Here is a 17,177-nt window from a genome sequence, read left to right as displayed (position 1 = left end):
GCATGCGTCGCGCCAGCGCGTTGCCGACGCGCACGTCGATCGATTTGCCAGATAGGCGCGCGGCGTGACAGGCATATAAAATATAAAAAATGGCGGTGGATCGCTCCACCGCCATTCGTTGCTGGTCGACTGGTTCAGGCCGCGCGGCGCTTGCGGTCGGGTGTCACCGCCTCGTCGGCAAGCAGCTTCACGGCGGCTGCGAGGCCGAGCGATTCCTGGTCGCGCGACCCGAGACGACGGATATTGACCGTTTCTTCCTCGGCCTCGCGCTTGCCACAGACCAGTATGACCGGGACCTTGGCCAGCGAATGCTCGCGGACCTTGTAGTTGATCTTCTCGTTGCGCAGGTCGGCCTCGGCGATCAGCCCGGCCGCCTTCAGCTGCGCGACGACCTTTCGCGCGTAATCGTCGGCATCGGAAGTGATCGTCGCCACCACCACCTGCAGCGGCGCGAACCAGAGCGGGAAATGGCCGGAATAATTCTCGATCAGGATGCCGAGAAAACGCTCCATCGAGCCGCAGATGGCGCGATGCACCATCACCGGCTGCTTCTTTTCCGAATCCGAGCCGATGTAGAAGGCGCCGAACCGTTCCGGCAGGTTGAAATCAACCTGCGTGGTGCCGCATTGCCAGTCGCGGCCGATGGCGTCCTTCAGCACATATTCGAACTTCGGCCCGTAGAACGTGCCCTCACCCGGATTGACGCCCGTCTTGATCCGGTTGCCCGACCGCGCCGCGATCTTGTCGAGCACGTCCTGCAGCACGCCCTCAGCATGATCCCACATCGCGTCGGTGCCGACCCGTTTTTCGGGGCGGGTCGCCAGCTTGACGGTGATTTCGTCGAAGCCGAAATCGGCATAGGTCGAGAGGATCAGATCGTTGATCTTGATGCACTCGTCGGCGAGCTGTTCCTCGGTGCAGAAGATGTGCGCATCGTCCTGGGTAAAGCCGCGCACGCGCATCAGCCCGTGCAGCGCGCCGGACGGCTCATAGCGATGCACATTGCCGAATTCCGCAAGTTTTACCGGCAGATCGCGGTAGGATTTCAGCCCGTGCTTGAAGATTTGGACGTGACCGGGGCAGTTCATCGGCTTCAGCGCAAACACCCGGTCGTCGTCGGTGTCGTCGCCAGCAACCGTCACCTTGAACATATTGTCCCGGTACCAGCCCCAGTGGCCTGACGTCTCCCACAGGCTCTTGTCGAGCACCTGCGGCGCGTTGACCTCCTGATAGCCCTGCTCGTCGAGGCGGCGACGCATGTAATTGACCAGGTTCTGGAACATCCTCCAGCCCTTGGCGTGCCAGAACACGACCCCGGGGCCTTCCTCCTGGAAGTGGAACAGGTCCATCTCACGGCCGAGCTTCCTGTGGTCGCGCTTCTCGGCCTCCTCCAGCATCGTCTGATACGCTTCGAGCTGCGCCTGGTCGGCCCAGGCCGTGCCGTAGATGCGGGTCAGCATCGGGTTGTTGCTGTCGCCGCGCCAATAGGCGCCGGCGACCTTCATCAGCTTGAAGGCGTTGCCGATCTGGCCAGTCGAGGCCATATGCGGGCCGCGGCAAAGGTCGAACCAGTCGCCCTGTGCATAGATCTTGAGGTCCTGATCCTCGGGGATGGCGTCGATCAACTCGAGCTTGTAGCGCTCGCCCTTGTCGGCAAAGATCCTTTTCGCCTTTTCGCGCGACCAGACCTCTTTGGTGAACGGCTTGTTGCGCGCAATGATCTCGCGCATCTTCTTCTCGATCACCGGGAAATCGTCGGGCGTGAACGGCTCGTTGCGGGCAAAATCGTAGTAGAATCCGTTTTCGATCACCGGCCCGATGGTCACCTGCGTTCCCGGCCAAAGTTCCTGCACGGCTTCGGCCAGCACATGGGCTGCATCGTGGCGGATGAGCTCCAGCGCACGCGGGTCCTCGCGGGTGATGATCTCGACTTTGGCCGATCTGCCGATCGGGTCGGAAAGATCGCGCACTGTGCCGTCGATCGAATAGGCAACGGCCTTCTTGGCCAGCGACTTCGAGATCGATTCCGCCAGGCCGGCGCCGGTCATCGCCGCGTCGTAATCGCGAACGGAACCATCGGGAAATGTCAGGGAAACGGAATTCAGCATAAGATTCTCCTATCCAGTCCCGCAAACGAGCGCGGGTGGTGAAATGCATGTCGCCCAAGACTGCTTAGCGGTTTTGGGGCTACGACATGCATCAGTAAGAGCCGGATGCGTCCGGCGGCGAGCGGTCTTTTATGGGCAGTTTTCGGCGCCGTAAAGCCGGATGTAGGTCACCTGAGGAGATTCGGCAGATCTTTCAGGAACATCGCCCGCGTCTTGGGCCCCTTTGGCGTGTCGGAACGTTTCGTATCGACTACCAGGCGGGCAAAGACGATCTTGCGAGCATCGGTCTGCGCCCAGCCGACAAACCAGCCAAGCGAGCGCTTGTCGGCGCTGTCGCCGAGCCTGGTCGTTCCGGTCTTGCCCTGCACCGTCCAGCCGCCTGCCCGGAAGGTCGGGACAATCGCGCTGGTCATCGCATGGGCCTTGTCCGAGACCGGCAGTTTCCGCGCCAGCAGCTTGCGCAGGAAATCGACCTGCTCGACCGGCGATATCTTGAGCGAAGAATTCACCCAGGAATGGGTGAGGCCGTCATTCTTGCCGGCAGTGCCGGAGACTTCGGTGTTACCATAGTCCAATCTGGACACATAGCCGGCAAACTGTTTGCTGCCGAGCCGGCGCGTAATCTCGCGTGAGAACCAAAGGACCGAATCCCTTTCCCAGATCGTCGGGTCGACGGTCTTGCGGTCCCGTTTCGGGGCATTGAACTCTGCCTTGTACTCCCAGCTTGGCGTATGCTCGTCGCTCAGGATTCCAGCATCATAGCCGATCAGCGCCAGCGGAACCTTGAATGTCGAGGCGGGGCTGAAGCGCTGATCGCAGGTCCCTTGGCGATACAGCGTCTCGCCGCTTGCGGCGTCGACGATCAGCGTGCATTCGACCTCCCCGAGCGGCGCCGATTGCGCACGGATCGGAAAACCCATCAGCCACGCCAGGACATAGAGAACCACGGCGAAAACGAAGGGAAGACGATCTATCCGGCGCATTTGGTAATCTCTCCTGAAGGCTGTCAGGAGCGGCTTAGCGAGGTGTCTTGTCTCGATTTTGTCTCAAATGCGCTATGTCAGCGCAAGCTGCGGTTAACCCTACCAGATCGTAAAAAGCGATCCCTTTGTGCACCGCACAGTTGCGGTCAACTGTCCAGGTCGCCACGTTTTTTCCCGATCCGCCAGTACCGCCATGGCATGAACCAGAGGTAGCGATCAGCCAGTGCCTCAGGCACCCGGTCGATGCCGTGCGTGCCGAACGGTCCGCAGCGCAGCACCCGGAAAAACCCCATCCAGCCGCCGGCCCATAGCCCGTGGCGGGCGATCGCTTCGTGCGCGTATTCGGAACAGGTCGGCAGATGCCGGCAGGAATTGCCGACGAAGCCGGACAGCGTCAGCTGGTAGAATCGGACAAGCGACGTGCCGAAGACGCGGCCCGGCGTCTTGCGCCACGGGCCGGGCCAATTGCGTCCTTGTCGAATCGGTCTGGCGCCGTGCGCTTGCCGATGTTGGCCGACCACCGCAGTCTCCACATCGCGTTTCCCTACGCGATAGATGTGCGCATCGGGCCAGGAACGCAATGCCGTTCCGGCAATCCCGTCATGGCCTGGTACGGCGAACCGGGTAGCGGTCGGGCGTCGGCCTTCGACATACGGCGACGCTGGTCGGCGGCCTCTCCTCGTACCAATCCCTATGCGGTTTCTCGTCGTACCACTGAAACGTCGCGATCCGTACGACATCGCCCAGAATGTTGAGAAACTGGATCATGGCGGCACTCCTTGAGCACCGATTAGAGCGCCGCTGGCCTTGCTCTTCAAACGAGAATAACGTCCACGTCAGATAACTCTGAGTTATGCGAATGAAGCGCGGACACCTCCCCCTGACGGCTCTCAGAAGGCTTCGAAGCAGCCGGTCGTCACCTGAGCTTCAGCCGTGCGGCCGAGGAGCTTTATGTTTCGCAGGCGGCGATCAGCCGACAGATCCGCGAGCTCGAAACCTTCCTGCGCCAACCTTTGTTCTTCCGCCATCATCGCCGCGTCGAGTTGACCGACACCGGCCGGCGGCTGCTCGACCAGTTGGTCAGAAGTTTCGAGGGCATCGACAGGCTGCTTTCGGAATTGACGGCGGCCCCGACGCAGTCCGTGGTACGTGTCAGCGTTGAGCCATCGCTCGCATCCGTATGGCTGGTGCCGCGGCTCAACCGGTTTCGCGAGTTGCGACCCGACATCGACGTTTCCCTTGAGGTCGACCCGAGGTTGATAGAGTTTCGCAGCGATCAGCCCGAACTTGCCCTACGTTTCAGTGCACACGCCACCTCATGGCCACGCAGCGAAGCCGAACAGCTTGCCGCGGTCGTCGATTCCCCAGTTCTGTCGCCGGCACTTCTTGCATCCGGCCCAGCTCTGGAAAAGCCGATCGACCTTGGTCGCTATACATTGCTGCACGAAGAAAACCGTCAGGCTTGGGCGCGCTGGTTCGAAGCGGCGGGCGTGACGGCTGATGCCGTGCCTGCGCGCGGCCCGATGCTGGCCGATGCTTCGCTTTCGAATCAGGCAGCCTTGCTTGGACATGGTGTCGCGCTGGGCGATCTTTTGCAGATCGGCGAAGAACTTGCGTCCGGCGCGCTGATCAAGCCTTTCGACATCGACGTCGCGTCGGGCGCCTATTGGCTAGTGGCCAGAAGGCTGAATGACCTTTCCGAGCCGGCCAGGGCTTTTGCCGACTGGGTCCGGGCGGAATTCGCCGAAAGCCGGCGTTTTCTCGCCAAGGTTTAAGCCGCCTCTTCCGCCCGCTTCTTTTCGATCTGGCCGATCGCGTCGACCACTGCGTCGAAGGTCAGCATGGTCGAGGCGTGGCGCGCCTTATAGTCGCGCACCGGCTCCAGGTATTTCAGGTCGGCGAAGCGGCCTTCGGGCGGCGGGCCATTTTCCTTCAGCATCTTCAGCATCGTCTCGCGCACGCTGCGCAATTCTTCGGCGCTGGCGCCGACGACATGCTGCGCCATGATCGACGACGACGCCTGGCCAAGCGCACAGGCCTTCACGTCATGCGCGAAATCGCTGACGACGCCATCATCCATCTTCAGATCGACGGTCACCGTCGAGCCGCACAGCTTGGAATGTGCTCGTGCGGTTGCGTCGGGCCGGTCGAGCCGGCCGATCCGTGCGATGTTTCCGGCAAAACCCAGAATTTTCGCATTGTAGACATCGTCGATCATATTTTTCCAATCCGTCGCCGCCCAGCGAACAGCGATTGCCGCTCTGGCGTCTTCCTTTCGCTCGGCACGAACATATATAATGGCGGTAGTCGGGTATCGACAAGGCGACCACAAACCTCGTCATGCCCAAATCTGTTCACGCCACTTACGGGCTGGAAACCGGGCGAGTTTCTGACACCCGAAAGGTCGTGGTCCGTTCAACTCGTTCCTCCTGAGAGAGGAACTACGGGAGACGCCTTTATGGACGCCGTTATCAAGAAACTCATGCCGCAGTCGGCCTATATGGAAAAGCCGGTCACCGACCGGCCAAGCGAGGCCGAAGTCGAAGCCGCGGTGCGCACCTTGCTGCGCTGGACCGGCGACAACCCTGACCGCGAGGGTCTGATCGACACGCCGAAGCGCGTCACTAAGGCGTTCCGCGAAATGTTCAACGGCTACGACATGTGTCCGGCCGAGGAACTCGGCCGCACCTTCGAGGAAGTCGCCGGCTACGATGACCTCGTGATCGTCAAGGACATCACGTTCCACTCGCATTGCGAGCACCACATGGTGCCGATCATCGGCAAGGCGCATGTCGGCTATCTGCCGGACGGCAAGGTCGTCGGCCTGTCCAAGATCGCCCGCGTCGTCGACATCTTCGCCCATCGTCTGCAGACCCAGGAAGCGATGACGGCGCAGATTGCCGGGGTCATCCAGGACGTGCTCAATCCGCGTGGCGTCGCCGTCATGCTCGAGGCCGAGCATATGTGCATGGCCATGCGCGGTATCCGCAAACAGGGCTCCACCACACTGACCTCGACCTTCACCGGCGTCTTCAAGGATACACCCGAAGAGCAGGTCCGCTTCGTCACCATGGTGCGCGGCGGCGGAACTGATCAGACCCGCCCCACCTTAGTTAAATAAGGACCGGCGAATGTCTGCATTGGAGTTCCCGAAAGCTCCCTCAGACAAGAAGGCGCTTGAGGAAGGCACGGTCCTTTCGCCGCGCTTCGATGCCGGCGGCCTCGTCACCGCCGTCGTCACCGATGCCGAAGACGGCATGCTGCTGATGGTCGCGCACATGAATGCCGAGGCGCTGGCGCTGACGCTCGAGACCGGCATCGCGCACTACTGGTCGCGTTCGCGCAACGCGCTGTGGAAGAAGGGCGAAACCTCGGGCAATGTCCAGCAGGTTGTCGAGATGCTCACGGATTGTGACCAGGACGCGATATGGTTGCGCGTCAAAGTGCTGGGTCACCAAGCAACTTGTCACACCGGCCGACGTTCATGCTTTTATCGGACGGTGGGGCTGAGCGATGGCAAAGGGACACTTGCCAGCGACGGCAGCAAGCCACTGTTCGATGCGGAAAAAACGTATCGAAAGCGCAATACACCATCAATATGAACCATTCGCAGCACTTCAGCCACGTATATTCATGATTTCGATACGGCCCGCCTATAGGATGGCCGTGGGACAAGGGAGATTGTGATGCTCGACTGGGCGTCATTGCGCAACAGACCTGACGTTCGGGAGGCCAATGGCCTCTCCTCGGCCGCGGGCGCATCCGAAACCAAATCTCCGGGCAAAACAGGGATTTCGCTGGCATTGGGCGGCGGCTGTGCGCGCGGCTGGGCGCATATCGGCGTGCTGCGCGCGCTTGACGAAGCCGGCATCGAAGTGTCGATGATCGCCGGCACCTCGATCGGCGCGCTGGTCGGCGGCTGCTATGTTGCCGGCAAGCTTGACGAGCTGGAAGAATTCGCGCGCAGCCTGACCAGGCGGCGCATTTTTGGCCTTCTCGACCTCAATCTACGCGGCAGCGGCCTGTTCGGTGGCATGAAGCTCGATGCACGGCTGCGCGAGCACATAGCCGGCATCCGCTTCGAGGACCTGCCAAAACCATTCGTCTGCGTCGCTTCGGAAATCCGCACCGGCCATGAGATCTGGCTGTCGAGCGGCTCGTTGAGCACCGCAATGCGCGCCTCCTACGCGCTGCCCGGCGTGTTCGAGCCGGTCGCCTGCAATGGGCGCGTGCTGGTTGACGGCGCACTGGTCAATCCGGTGCCGGTCTCGGTCTGCCGTGCCTACGAGCAGCCGCTCGTAGTTGCGGTGAACCTTCACTACGATCTGTTCGGCCGCGCCGCGGTGATCAAGCACAATGCCGGCGAGCTGGTCATCGAGAAAGACGCGCCGAGGGCCGGCCACGCCGATCCCGAACGCCAGTCGCGCGAGACGCGGCTCGGCATTACCGGCGTCATGGTCGAGGCCTTCAACATCATCCAGGACCGCATTTCGCGCGCCAGGCTGGCCGGCGACCCGCCGGACATATCGCTGCAGCCGAAGCTCAGCCATATCGGCCTGACCGAATTCCACCGCGCCGACGAAGCGATCCGTATCGGCTACCAGGCAACGATGGCGCAGATCGGCGACCTGACCCGGCTGCAGACCGTCCTCGCTTAGGCAGGGCGGCAGCGAGCTCTCAGGCAAGCGCCGCGTCGACGATGCGGAACTGCACCGTGCGGTTGCCGTTCCAGTGATTGCCCGACAATGAGCCGGCGACGTGCACCGGTTTGCCCCTGTTCTTGAACAGGAATTCGCCGAGCGCAGTATCGACGGCGCGAAAGGCGATCGCCTGGATGCGGCCGCCGCTTTCCGACTGCAGGTCGGCGCGGATGTGGTTGCTGCCGACCGCCCGCGCATCGACAAGCCGGTGGCGCGGCAGCGCGAACACCGGCGCAACATGCCCGGCGCCGAACGGCCCTGCCCTCTCAAGCGCATCGAGCAGCGCAAGCGTGGCGCCCTCGGCGGCAAGCGCGCCGTCGATCGCCAGGCTCTCCTCGCCTTGCAGGCGGAACACATCCACCGCCGCGCGCTCTTCGAAGAAAGCCCTGAGTTCGCCGAGCTTCGCCCGCTCGACAGTGATGCCGGCCGCCATTCCGTGGCCGCCGCCCTTGACGATAAGTCCGGCATCGGCAGCCTCGCGCACCAGCCGGCCGAGGTCGAAGCCAGACACTGAACGGCCTGAACCGGTACCGACACCATTGACGTTGAAGGCGATGGCAAATGCGGGCCGGCGCGCATGGTCCTTGAGCCGCGAGGCAAGCAGGCCGACAATGCCCGGGTGCCAGTTGCTGCTGGCTGTGACCACGATGGCCGGACCATTGCCGCCGGCAAGCTCGGCGTCGGCCTCTGAGCGCGCCGCGGCCAGCATCTCCTGCTCCATCGACTGCCGCTCCTGGTTGAGCCGATCCAGCGTCTCGGCGATGGTGCGGGCTTCGACCGGGTCGTCGGTTGCAAGCAGGCGGCTGCCAAGTGCTGCGTCGCCGATGCGCCCGCCGGCGTTGATGCGCGGACCGATCAGAAAGGCCAGATGGAACGTGTTGATCGGCTCGCCGATACGCGAGACCCGCGCCAACGCCGCCAGCCCTTCGTTCCTCTGCTGCCGCGCAACCTGCAGCCCCTTGACAACGAAGGCGCGGTTGATGCCGGTGAGCGGCACCACGTCGCAGACGGTGCCAAGCGCTACCAGATCGAGCAGGCCAAGCAGGTCCGGCGGTGCGGCATCCGGCAGGCGGCTGCGCAGAATCTTCGCGGTCTGCACCAGGCAAAGGAAGACGACACCGGCGGCACAAAGATGACCTTGGCCGGAAAGGTCGTCCTCGCGATTGGGGTTGACGACCGCAGTCGCCGCCGGCAACGGCCCGCCGACCTGATGGTGATCGAGCACCACGACGTCGGCGCCGACGGCCTTCGCCGCGTCGATGGAAGCAGCACTATTGGTGCCGCAATCGACGGTGACGATCAGCGTCGCGCCGCGCGAAACGAGTTCGCGCATCGCTTCCGGATTGGGGCCGTAGCCCTCGAAGATGCGGTCCGGTATGTAGATCTCCGACGGCACCGAGAAATGCGCGAGAAAGCGCTTGAGCAGCGCCGATGAGGCGGCGCCGTCGACATCGTAGTCGCCAAAGATCGCCACCTTTTCCCTGGCCATCACCGCCTGGGCGATGCGAGAGGCGGCCTTGTCCATGTCGGTCAGCGATGCCGGGTCGGGCAGCAGGTTGCGGATGGTCGGATCCAGAAACTGCTCGGTCTGCTCGGCGGTGACGCCACGCCCGGCCAGCACGCGTGCCACGATATCGGGCACGCCATACCCTTGCGCGATGGCGAGCGCGGCCATGTCCTGACGCTCGGTCAGCCGGTGTTCCCAGGAAACGCCGGTGGCCGACTGCCTGACATCGAGGAAAAAGCGTCTTTCCCCCGTCACGTGACGCGCCGTCTGCAATTTGTCATTGCGCACAGTATGCAACGGCTAACTGAGTCGAAATCAAAACTTTTCCAGATCCTGGTGCCTGGCCTTGATTTCGCGCACGGTCCGCGATGACGATCGCAGGACGATCGTGTGCGTGGTGATGAAATTGCGGCCGAACTTGACGCCGGCCAGCATATTGCCGTCGGTGACGCCGGTCGCGGCAAACAGCACGTCGCCGCGTGCCATGTCTTGCGTGTGGTAGATCCGTTTAGGGTCGGAGATGCCCATCTTGGCGGCGCGCGCCAGCTTTTCCGGCGTATCGAGGATCAACTTGCCCTGCATCTGGCCACGGGTGCAGCGCAAGGCGGCAGCTGCGAGCACGCCTTCCGGCGCGCCGCCGGTGCCGAGATAGATGTCGATGCCGGTCTCGTCCGGGTCGGTGGTATGGATGACCCCGGCGACATCACCATCGCCGATCAGACGAATTGCGGCTCCGGTCGCCCGCACGGCTTCGATCAAGGCGCCATGGCGCGGCCGGTCGAGAATACAGGCGGTGATCTCCGCCACCGGCACGCCCTTGGCCCTGGCGAGGCTGGCGATGTTTTCGGCCGGCGAGGCATCGATGTCGATGATGCCGTCGGCATAGCCCGGGCCGATCGCGATCTTGTCCATATAGACGTCCGGCGCGAACAAAAGGCTGCCTTTTTCGGCAATGGCGATAACGGCCAATGCGTTGGGCAGGTTCTTGGCGCAGATCGTCGTGCCTTCGAGCGGATCGAGCGCTATGTCGACAGCCGGGCCTTTGCCGGTGCCGACCTCCTCGCCGATATAGAGCATCGGCGCCTCGTCGCGCTCGCCCTCGCCGATCACCACCGCGCCGTTGATGGCAAGACGGTTGAGCTCCTGCCGCATGGCATCGACCGCGACCTGGTCGGCGGCTTTCTCGTCGCCACGTCCGCGCAATCTGGCGGCCGCGACCGCGGCGCGTTCGGTGACGCGCACCAATTCCATGGTCAGTATCCGGTCGAGGCCGGCGACAATGTTCTGGGCCACATTCATCGATGGACAATCCTCGTTGGCAGTTTGTTTTTATTATGCATGTCGTTGTCCCAAAACCGCTGCACACTTTTGGGCGACATGCATTAGCCTCCCGCCAGAGACGCGCTTCTTGTGTCAAAGCCCCGTGACAACAGCAAGACCTGCGCTGGACCTTTTTGAAAGCGCAGCAATATCAATCGATTAAACGCAAAATGTGAGACTGCTATCCGGCCCGCTCGATGCGGATGACTTGCGGCTTGTCGGTCAGAAGGCTGTCCCTGGTGATGCCGTCGACGGCCTTGCGCACCGCCGCCTCGGTCGTCTCGTGGGTCACTAGGATGACGGTCTTCTGTGCCTCGGTTTCCGGCCCGGCGGCATGCTGGACGATCGATTCCAGCGAAATGTCGTTGTCGGCCATGCGCTTGGCTATTGCCGCGAAAACGCCGAGGCGGTCGTGCACGGTCAGCCGGATGAAATAACCGCCGGCATGGCTGCGCATCAGCGCCTTCTTGTAAGGCTTCAATTCCTTCGCCGGCCGGCCGAAGACCGGACCATGCTGGAAGCCAGGCCGGCTCTTGGCGATATCGGCAATGTCGCCGATCACCGCCGACGCGGTGGCGTTGCCGCCGGCGCCAGGGCCGGAAAGCAGCAATTCGCCGAGGATGTCGGTTTCGATCGCCACCGCATTGGTGACACCGTGCACCTGCGCGATGACCGAGGCCGTCGGCACCATGGTCGGGTGCACGCGCTGCTCGATGCCGCTTTCGGTGCGTTGGGCGACGCCAAGCAGCTTGATCCGGTAGCCGAGATCGCCGGCCGCGCGGATGTCGGCCTGGCTGATGTTGGAGATGCCTTCCATGTAGATATCGTTGGCGGCGATCCTCGTGCCGAAGGCAAGGCTGGTCAGGATCGACAGCTTGTGCGCGGTGTCGTGACCCTCGATGTCGAAGGTCGGGTCGGCTTCGGCATAGCCCAGCCGTTGCGCATCCTTCAGGCAGGCATCGAAAGACAGGCCCTCGGCTTCCATGCGCGTCAGAATGTAGTTGCAGGTACCGTTGAGGATGCCGAAAACGCGGGTCACCGAATTGCCAGCCATCGCCTCGCGCATTGTCTTGATAACCGGAATGCCGCCGGCCACCGCCGCCTCGTAATTGAGCAGCACGCCTTTCCTCTCGGCGATCTCGGCCAATGCTACGCCGTGTTTGGCAAGCAACGCCTTGTTTGCGGTGACGACATGGCGGCCGGCCTCGAGCGCCGCCTTGACGGACGAGCGTGATGGGCCTTCGTCGCCGCCGATCAGCTCGACGAACACGTCGATCTCGGCGGTCTGCGCCATCTTGACGGCGTCGTCGAACCACTGTGCTGTGCCAAGATCAACGCCGCGGTCGCGTTTGGGATCGCGGGCCGAAACCGCCGACACGACGATGTCGCGTCCGCACTGCCGCGTCAGTTCGGCCGCCTTGTCGCGCAGCACGCGGGCCACAGACGCACCGACGGTGCCGAGCCCGGCAATTCCAACACGCAACGCTTCAGCCATGTCCGGCGACGCCCCATTCAGTCGGTTGATGTGTAGAAAATCAGCGATGCGCGGCGAGCGGCACGACGTTATTCGGCTGCTTGGCGCTGGATGCGAGGAAGCGCTTGATATTGCGCGCCGCTTGCCGGATCCGGTGCTCGTTTTCGACCAGCGCGATGCGCACGTGATCGTCGCCATGCTCGCCGAAGCCGACGCCCGGCGCCACCGCGACGTCGGCGTGCTCGATCAGGAGCTTGGAGAATTCAAGCGAGCCCAGGTGCTTGAACGGCTCCGGGATCGGCGCCCAGGCGAACATCGAAGCCGCCGGTGCGGGAATGATCCAGCCGGCGCGGCTGAAAGCGTCGACCATGACATCGCGGCGTTTGCGGTAGACGTCGCGCACTTCGGCGATGTCGGCGCCGTCGCCGTTGAGTGCATGCGCCGCCGCCACCTGGATTGGCGTGAAGGCGCCGTAGTCGAGATAGGATTTCACTCGCGTCAGCGCCGAGATCAGCCGTTCATTGCCGACCGCAAAACCCATGCGCCAGCCCGGCATCGAAAAGGTCTTCGACATCGAGGTGAACTCGACGGCGACGTCTATGGCGCCCGGCACCTGCAGCACCGAAGGCGGCGGATTGCCGTCGAAATAGATCTCCGAATAGGCAAGATCCGACAGGATGATGATGTCGTTCTTCCTGGCGAAGGCCACCACCTCCTTGTAGAAATCGAGCGAAGCGACCAGTGCCGTCGGGTTGGATGGATAATTGAGGATCAGTGCCAGCGGCTTCGGGATCGAATGGCGGATGCCGCGCTCCAACGCCGGGATGAAGCCGTCGTCCGGCTCGACCTGCAGCGAGCGGATGACGCCGCCTGACATAATGAAGCCGAAGGCGTGGATCGGATAGGTCGGGTTGGGGCACAGGATCACATCGCCGGGGGCGGTGATCGCCTGCGCCATATTGGCAAAGCCCTCCTTCGAGCCGAGCGTCGCCACCACCTGGCTGTCCGGGTCGAGCTTCACACCGAAGCGGCGGGCATAGTAGTTGGCCTGGGCACGACGCAGGCCCGGAATGCCGCGCGACGACGAATAGCGGTGCGTGCGCGGATCGCGTACCACCTCGCAGAGTTTGTCGACGATGGCCTTGGGCGTCGGCAGGTCCGGATTGCCCATGCCAAGGTCGATGATGTCGGCGCCGCGCGAACGGGCGCTGGCCTTCAGCCGGTTGACCTGTTCGAAGACATAGGGCGGAAGCCGGCGGACCTTGTGAAATTCTTCCATGGCAGTTCCAGACAGTGAGGTTGCGGTCGCGCGTATAAGCTTATTTGCAACTAGGGTCGAGAGCGGGGTCGCATTTGCCTTCGATCTGCTTCAGCGCCTCGGCGCCGTGTTTTTTTGCCAGCTGGTCCAGCGCTGCCTGGTCCGCAACCTTGACGCCGCCGCCCTTGGCGGCCTGGCTCTGCTCCTCGGCCTTCAGTTGGGCGAGCTTGGCGTTCTTTTCCTCGTCGGTGAATTGCTCGGCCGCCACCTGCGGCCGGATGTTCAGGTTCGGATAGGAACCGGTGTCCTTCGCGCCGACAAGGCCGGTGGCGGGCGCCGCACCTTCCATGTTGCTGCTCGTGCAACCGGCCATCGCCAACAGCACGAGCGCCATGCGGCAAAAACGACCAGTGCCGGAAAAAACGTTCTTGCCAATATTAATCGTCATATTGTTTTCCTGGCGGCCGGGTTAGAGCACATTGGACCCTGTTCGATATCCCATGGTAATATGTCAACAAAACGCTTCGGGAGGAACCCCGCGAACCATGTCCAAAACACCCGATTCGGGCAAAGCGGAAGATGACCAACCTTCGACCGTCGAGCAATATCTGGTGAAGGACCCGGAGCGCTTCGCTCTGAACATGGCCCGCATGATCGAGCAGGCCGGAAAGGCCGCCTCGGCATGGGCCGAGCCGCGGGAAAAGGGCGAGGTGCGCGATCACGTCGCCGAGCCGGTCGTCGACATGGTGAAGACGTTCTCCAAGCTCACCGAGTACTGGCTCTCCGACCCGCAGCGCGCGCTGGAGGCGCAAACGCGGCTGTTTTCCGGCTACATGACCGTCTGGGCCAACGCCGTCCAGCGCATCGGCGCCGGCGCCGAGGACGCCGAGGACGCGGTCAAGCCCGAGCGCGGTGACAAGCGTTTCCAGGACCCGGAATGGGGCCGCAACGCCTTCTTCGATTTCGTCAAACAGGCGTATCTGGTCACCTCGCGCTGGGCGGCCGAACTGGTCGAGCACGCCGACGGCCTGGACGAGCACACCCGCCACAAGGCCGGCTTTTATGTCAAGCAGGTGTCCAATGCCATCTCGCCGTCGAATTTCATCCTGACCAATCCGGAATTGTTTCGCGAGACTGTCGCCTCCAACGGCGAAAACCTGGTGCGCGGCATGAAGATGCTTGCCGAGGACATCGCCGCGGGCAAGGGTGACCTGAAGCTGCGGCAGGCAGATTATTCGCCCTTCGAGATCGGCAAGAATCTCGCCGCCACCCCGGGTAAGGTGGTCGGCCGCAGCGACGTCGCCGAAATCCTGCAATACGAGCCGACTACCGACACCGTGCTCAAGCGGCCGCTGCTGATCTGCCCGCCATGGATCAACAAATACTACATCCTCGACCTCAACCCGCAAAAATCCTTCATTCGCTGGGCGGTCGAGCAAGGCCACACCGTGTTCGTAATCTCCTGGATTAACCCGGACGAGCGGCACGGCGCCAAGAGCTGGGAGGCCTATATCAGGGAGGGCCTGCAATACGGCCTCGACACGATCGAGAAGGCCACCGGCGAAAAGGACGTCAACGCCATCGGCTATTGCGTCGGCGGCACGCTTCTGGCGGCGGCCCTGGCGCTGATGGCGCAGGAAGGCGACCACCGCATCAAATCGGCGACCTTCTTCACCACCCAGGTCGATTTCACCTATGCCGGCGATCTAAAAGTGTTCGTCGACGAGGAACAGGTCGCGGCCGTCGAAAAGGCGATGAACGAAAAAGGCTATCTCGACGGCACCAAGATGGCGACTGCATTCAACATGCTGCGCTCGGGCGACCTGATCTGGCCCTATGTCGTCAACAACTACATGCGCGGCAAGGATCCCCTGCCCTTCGACCTGCTCTACTGGAATGCCGATTCGACCCGCATGGGCGCTGCCAACCATTCTTTCTATTTGCGCAATTGCTATCTCGAGAACAGGCTTTCGCAAGGCATGATGGAACTGGCGGGCCGCACGGTTTCGCTGAAGGACGTTACCATGCCGGTCTACAACCTCGCCTCTAAGGAGGACCATATCGCGCCGGCGCTGTCGGTATTCCTCGGCTCGAAATATTTCGGCGGCGAGGTCGATTACGTCATGGCCGGCTCCGGCCACATCGCCGGGGTCGTCAATCCGCCGGCAGCGCAGAAATATCACTACTGGACCGGCGGCAAGCCGGCCGGCGACTTCGACCAGTGGCTCGCCGGGGCCACCGACCATCCCGGTTCCTGGTGGCCGCACTGGCAACGCTGGATCGAAGCCAAGGACAATACCCGCGTACCGGCCCGCAAACCGGGCGAGCATATGCAAGTTCTAGGCGAAGCCCCCGGCACCTATGTCAAGGTGCGCGTGTAACCATCTGTAATGTGTGGTGAGTTGACGCGCCGCCAAAAGCGGGCGAAATGGTGCCGTCAACCCTGAGCAGCCTTGATTCATCCTCTAGCCGCCAAATTACTTTGAGGCTTGCAGATTTGACACAGGTCTCGTTTCCGGTTCGGGGAACAAGGGTCATTTCGACGAGGCGTTTCGACGCCGCGCCAATGACGAACCGGTCGGATATCGAGGGGGAATTTTGTTTTGAGATCAGCAGGATCGCGCCTCGCGAAGGGAGAAAGCCGCGCCATTGTGGCGGCGCTTTTCTCGGTGCTCCTGGCGTCCTGCACCTCGGCCGGCGACCCGACCATGTCGGTCGGCATGCCAGGCTATAATACCTCGGCTACCGAAATCAGCACGGCCGCCGGTGCGCCCCAGGCCAGCACGGCCGCATCATCGTCGCAGATGACGACCGCACAAATGACGATGAATGCCGACGCTGACGCCAACCTTCCCGAGCAGGTGGCCTATGTGCCAGTGGCCAAGCCAGGGGCCAAGCCCGATGCCGGCTTCCCGATCGCCGTTCCCACGGCAGCCGAGACGATCGCGGGACACACGCCGCAGCCGCTGCAAGCGAACGCGCAGGCGGCTGAACAGGCCGTGGCACAGAACAGTGCTGATGCATCGAAGCCCGACGCCAAGGCCGCCGCGCCGGCGATGAACAACCCGGTCTATGTGACCGCCGGCGAGATGCCGCAGCCACAGGCCTACGCACCGAAGAAAAACTTCCTGGCCTCGCTGTTCAGCGCCACCCCCGCTTCGGCAGCATCGCCGGCCAACAGCAGATCGGGCGGGCAGCCAACGGTCGTGCAGGCGACGCCTGCGGCAAAACCCACCGTTACCCTGGCCTCGGCCAATCCGGCTGAAAAGCCGGTGCAGCTGGTGTCGACGGGCGATACCAGCCACTTCACGGCCGATGCGCTGCCCGGCGTGCGCCAGACGGCGCTGTTCGAGATCAAGCGCAAATCCGGCCTCGACGATGAGAGTGACGTCGATCTCAACGAAGACGAAGGTTCGGGTGGCGCTTACCAGGTCGCCTCCGCCGCCGGCCTCGCCCGGCTGGCGCCCAACGGCCTCCTGAAACAGAACGAAAGCGTCGATGTCGCCTGCTTGAAGCCGTCGCTGGTTCGCGTGCTGAAGACGATCGAAGGCCACTATGGCCGCAAGATGACGGTCACCTCCGGCTATCGCGATCCGGCCCGCAACCGCCGCGCCAACGGCGCCAAGAATTCGCTGCACATGTACTGCGCTGCCGCCGACATCCAGGTCCCCGGCGTCTCGAAGTGGGAACTGGCGAGCTACATCCGCACCATGCCGGGCCGCGGCGGCGTCGGCACCTACTGCCACACCGAATCCGTTCACGTCGATGTCGGACCGGAGCGCGACTGGAACTGGCGTTGCCGCAGGCGCGGCTAGGGCGAGGATCTT

The 17,177-nt window shown here is 62.9% G+C and carries 15 protein-coding genes and 1 pseudogene; 6 read left to right on the top strand and 10 right to left on the bottom strand.

Features of this window, described 5'->3' with window-relative positions:
- Positions 1-134 precede the first annotated feature (134 nt).
- The 4 genes from thrS to NKI70_RS21400 form a co-directional block, all read right to left on the bottom strand.
- Positions 135-2,108 (bottom strand): threonine--tRNA ligase, encoded by a 1,974-nt coding sequence (gene thrS, locus NKI70_RS21415; protein ID WP_352697778.1) that lies wholly within the window; start codon positions 2,106-2,108, stop codon positions 135-137.
- 167 nt (positions 2,109-2,275) lie between these two features.
- On the bottom strand, positions 2,276-3,091 hold the full coding sequence (blaOXA, locus tag NKI70_RS21410) for a class D beta-lactamase (RefSeq protein WP_352697779.1): 816 nt from the start codon (positions 3,089-3,091) through the stop codon (positions 2,276-2,278).
- 146 nt (positions 3,092-3,237) lie between these two features.
- On the bottom strand, positions 3,238-3,612 hold the full coding sequence (gene yidD / locus NKI70_RS21405; RefSeq protein ID WP_352697845.1) for a membrane protein insertion efficiency factor YidD: 375 nt from the start codon (positions 3,610-3,612) through the stop codon (positions 3,238-3,240).
- Positions 3,613-3,691: 79 nt separating this feature from the next.
- Positions 3,692-3,859 carry a hypothetical protein gene (locus tag NKI70_RS21400; protein WP_352697781.1) on the bottom strand — a complete coding sequence of 56 codons (168 nt, stop codon included), beginning with the start codon at positions 3,857-3,859 and terminating at the stop codon, positions 3,692-3,694.
- Between the two features lie 91 nt (positions 3,860-3,950).
- Here NKI70_RS21400 and NKI70_RS21395 point away from each other — a divergent pair.
- Positions 3,951-4,866, top strand: a pseudogene (locus NKI70_RS21395) (LysR substrate-binding domain-containing protein).
- On the opposite strand, the gene NKI70_RS21390 reads toward NKI70_RS21395, so the two are convergent.
- Positions 4,863-5,309, bottom strand: coding sequence for an iron-sulfur cluster assembly scaffold protein (locus tag NKI70_RS21390; protein ID WP_023678879.1), 447 nt, complete (start codon positions 5,307-5,309; stop codon positions 4,863-4,865). The pseudogene NKI70_RS21395 and the gene NKI70_RS21390 overlap by 4 nt on opposite strands.
- Before the next feature lie 240 nt (positions 5,310-5,549).
- On the opposite strand from NKI70_RS21390, the gene folE reads away from it, so the two are divergent.
- The 3 genes from folE to NKI70_RS21375 all read left to right on the top strand — a co-directional run bounded on the left by folE (position 5,550) and on the right by NKI70_RS21375 (position 7,749).
- On the top strand, positions 5,550-6,212 hold the full coding sequence (folE, locus tag NKI70_RS21385; RefSeq protein WP_023678880.1) for a GTP cyclohydrolase I FolE: 663 nt from the start codon (positions 5,550-5,552) through the stop codon (positions 6,210-6,212).
- A gap of 10 nt (positions 6,213-6,222) precedes the next feature.
- Positions 6,223-6,693: a phosphoribosyl-AMP cyclohydrolase gene (gene hisI / locus NKI70_RS21380; protein WP_352724879.1), complete on the top strand. Its 471-nt coding sequence runs from the start codon at positions 6,223-6,225 to the stop codon at positions 6,691-6,693.
- Positions 6,694-6,777: 84 nt separating this feature from the next.
- Positions 6,778-7,749 carry a patatin family protein gene (locus tag NKI70_RS21375; RefSeq protein ID WP_023678882.1) on the top strand — a complete coding sequence of 324 codons (972 nt, stop codon included), beginning with the start codon at positions 6,778-6,780 and terminating at the stop codon, positions 7,747-7,749.
- A gap of 19 nt (positions 7,750-7,768) precedes the next feature.
- On the opposite strand, the gene recJ is transcribed toward NKI70_RS21375, so the two are convergent.
- The 5 genes from recJ to NKI70_RS21350 form a co-directional block, all read right to left on the bottom strand.
- A complete protein-coding gene (gene recJ / locus NKI70_RS21370) occupies positions 7,769-9,553 on the bottom strand; it encodes a single-stranded-DNA-specific exonuclease RecJ (protein ID WP_352697785.1) in 1,785 nt (594 codons plus the stop codon).
- Positions 9,554-9,613: 60 nt separating this feature from the next.
- Positions 9,614-10,597, bottom strand: coding sequence for a class II fructose-bisphosphatase (gene glpX / locus NKI70_RS21365; protein WP_352697787.1), 984 nt, complete (start codon positions 10,595-10,597; stop codon positions 9,614-9,616).
- A 202-nt stretch (positions 10,598-10,799) separates the two neighbouring features.
- The gene (locus NKI70_RS21360; protein ID WP_352647809.1) at positions 10,800-12,113 is read right to left on the bottom strand and encodes a homoserine dehydrogenase; all 1,314 of its coding nucleotides are present in this window, start codon (positions 12,111-12,113) and stop codon (positions 10,800-10,802) included.
- Between the two features lie 40 nt (positions 12,114-12,153).
- The gene (locus tag NKI70_RS21355; RefSeq protein WP_352647807.1) at positions 12,154-13,371 is read right to left on the bottom strand and encodes an LL-diaminopimelate aminotransferase; all 1,218 of its coding nucleotides are present in this window, start codon (positions 13,369-13,371) and stop codon (positions 12,154-12,156) included.
- Between the two features lie 40 nt (positions 13,372-13,411).
- On the bottom strand, positions 13,412-13,744 hold the full coding sequence (locus NKI70_RS21350) for a hypothetical protein (RefSeq protein WP_352647805.1): 333 nt from the start codon (positions 13,742-13,744) through the stop codon (positions 13,412-13,414).
- 151 nt (positions 13,745-13,895) lie between these two features.
- Here NKI70_RS21350 and phaC point away from each other — a divergent pair, with 151 nt between their 5' ends.
- Together phaC and NKI70_RS21340 are read left to right on the top strand one after the other, a co-directional pair.
- On the top strand, positions 13,896-15,731 hold the full coding sequence (phaC, locus tag NKI70_RS21345) for a class I poly(R)-hydroxyalkanoic acid synthase (RefSeq protein ID WP_352647803.1): 1,836 nt from the start codon (positions 13,896-13,898) through the stop codon (positions 15,729-15,731).
- Positions 15,732-16,058: 327 nt separating this feature from the next.
- Positions 16,059-17,165 (top strand): YcbK family protein, encoded by a 1,107-nt coding sequence (locus NKI70_RS21340; RefSeq protein WP_352697847.1) that lies wholly within the window; start codon positions 16,059-16,061, stop codon positions 17,163-17,165.
- Positions 17,166-17,177: the final 12 nt, after the last annotated feature.

The organism is Mesorhizobium sp. M0500, from assembly GCF_040321165.1.
Classification (GTDB): Bacteria; Pseudomonadota; Alphaproteobacteria; order Rhizobiales; family Rhizobiaceae; genus Mesorhizobium.
The sequence above is the reverse complement of the archived record's forward strand: the minus strand, read 5'-3'. Positions and strand labels throughout refer to the sequence as shown.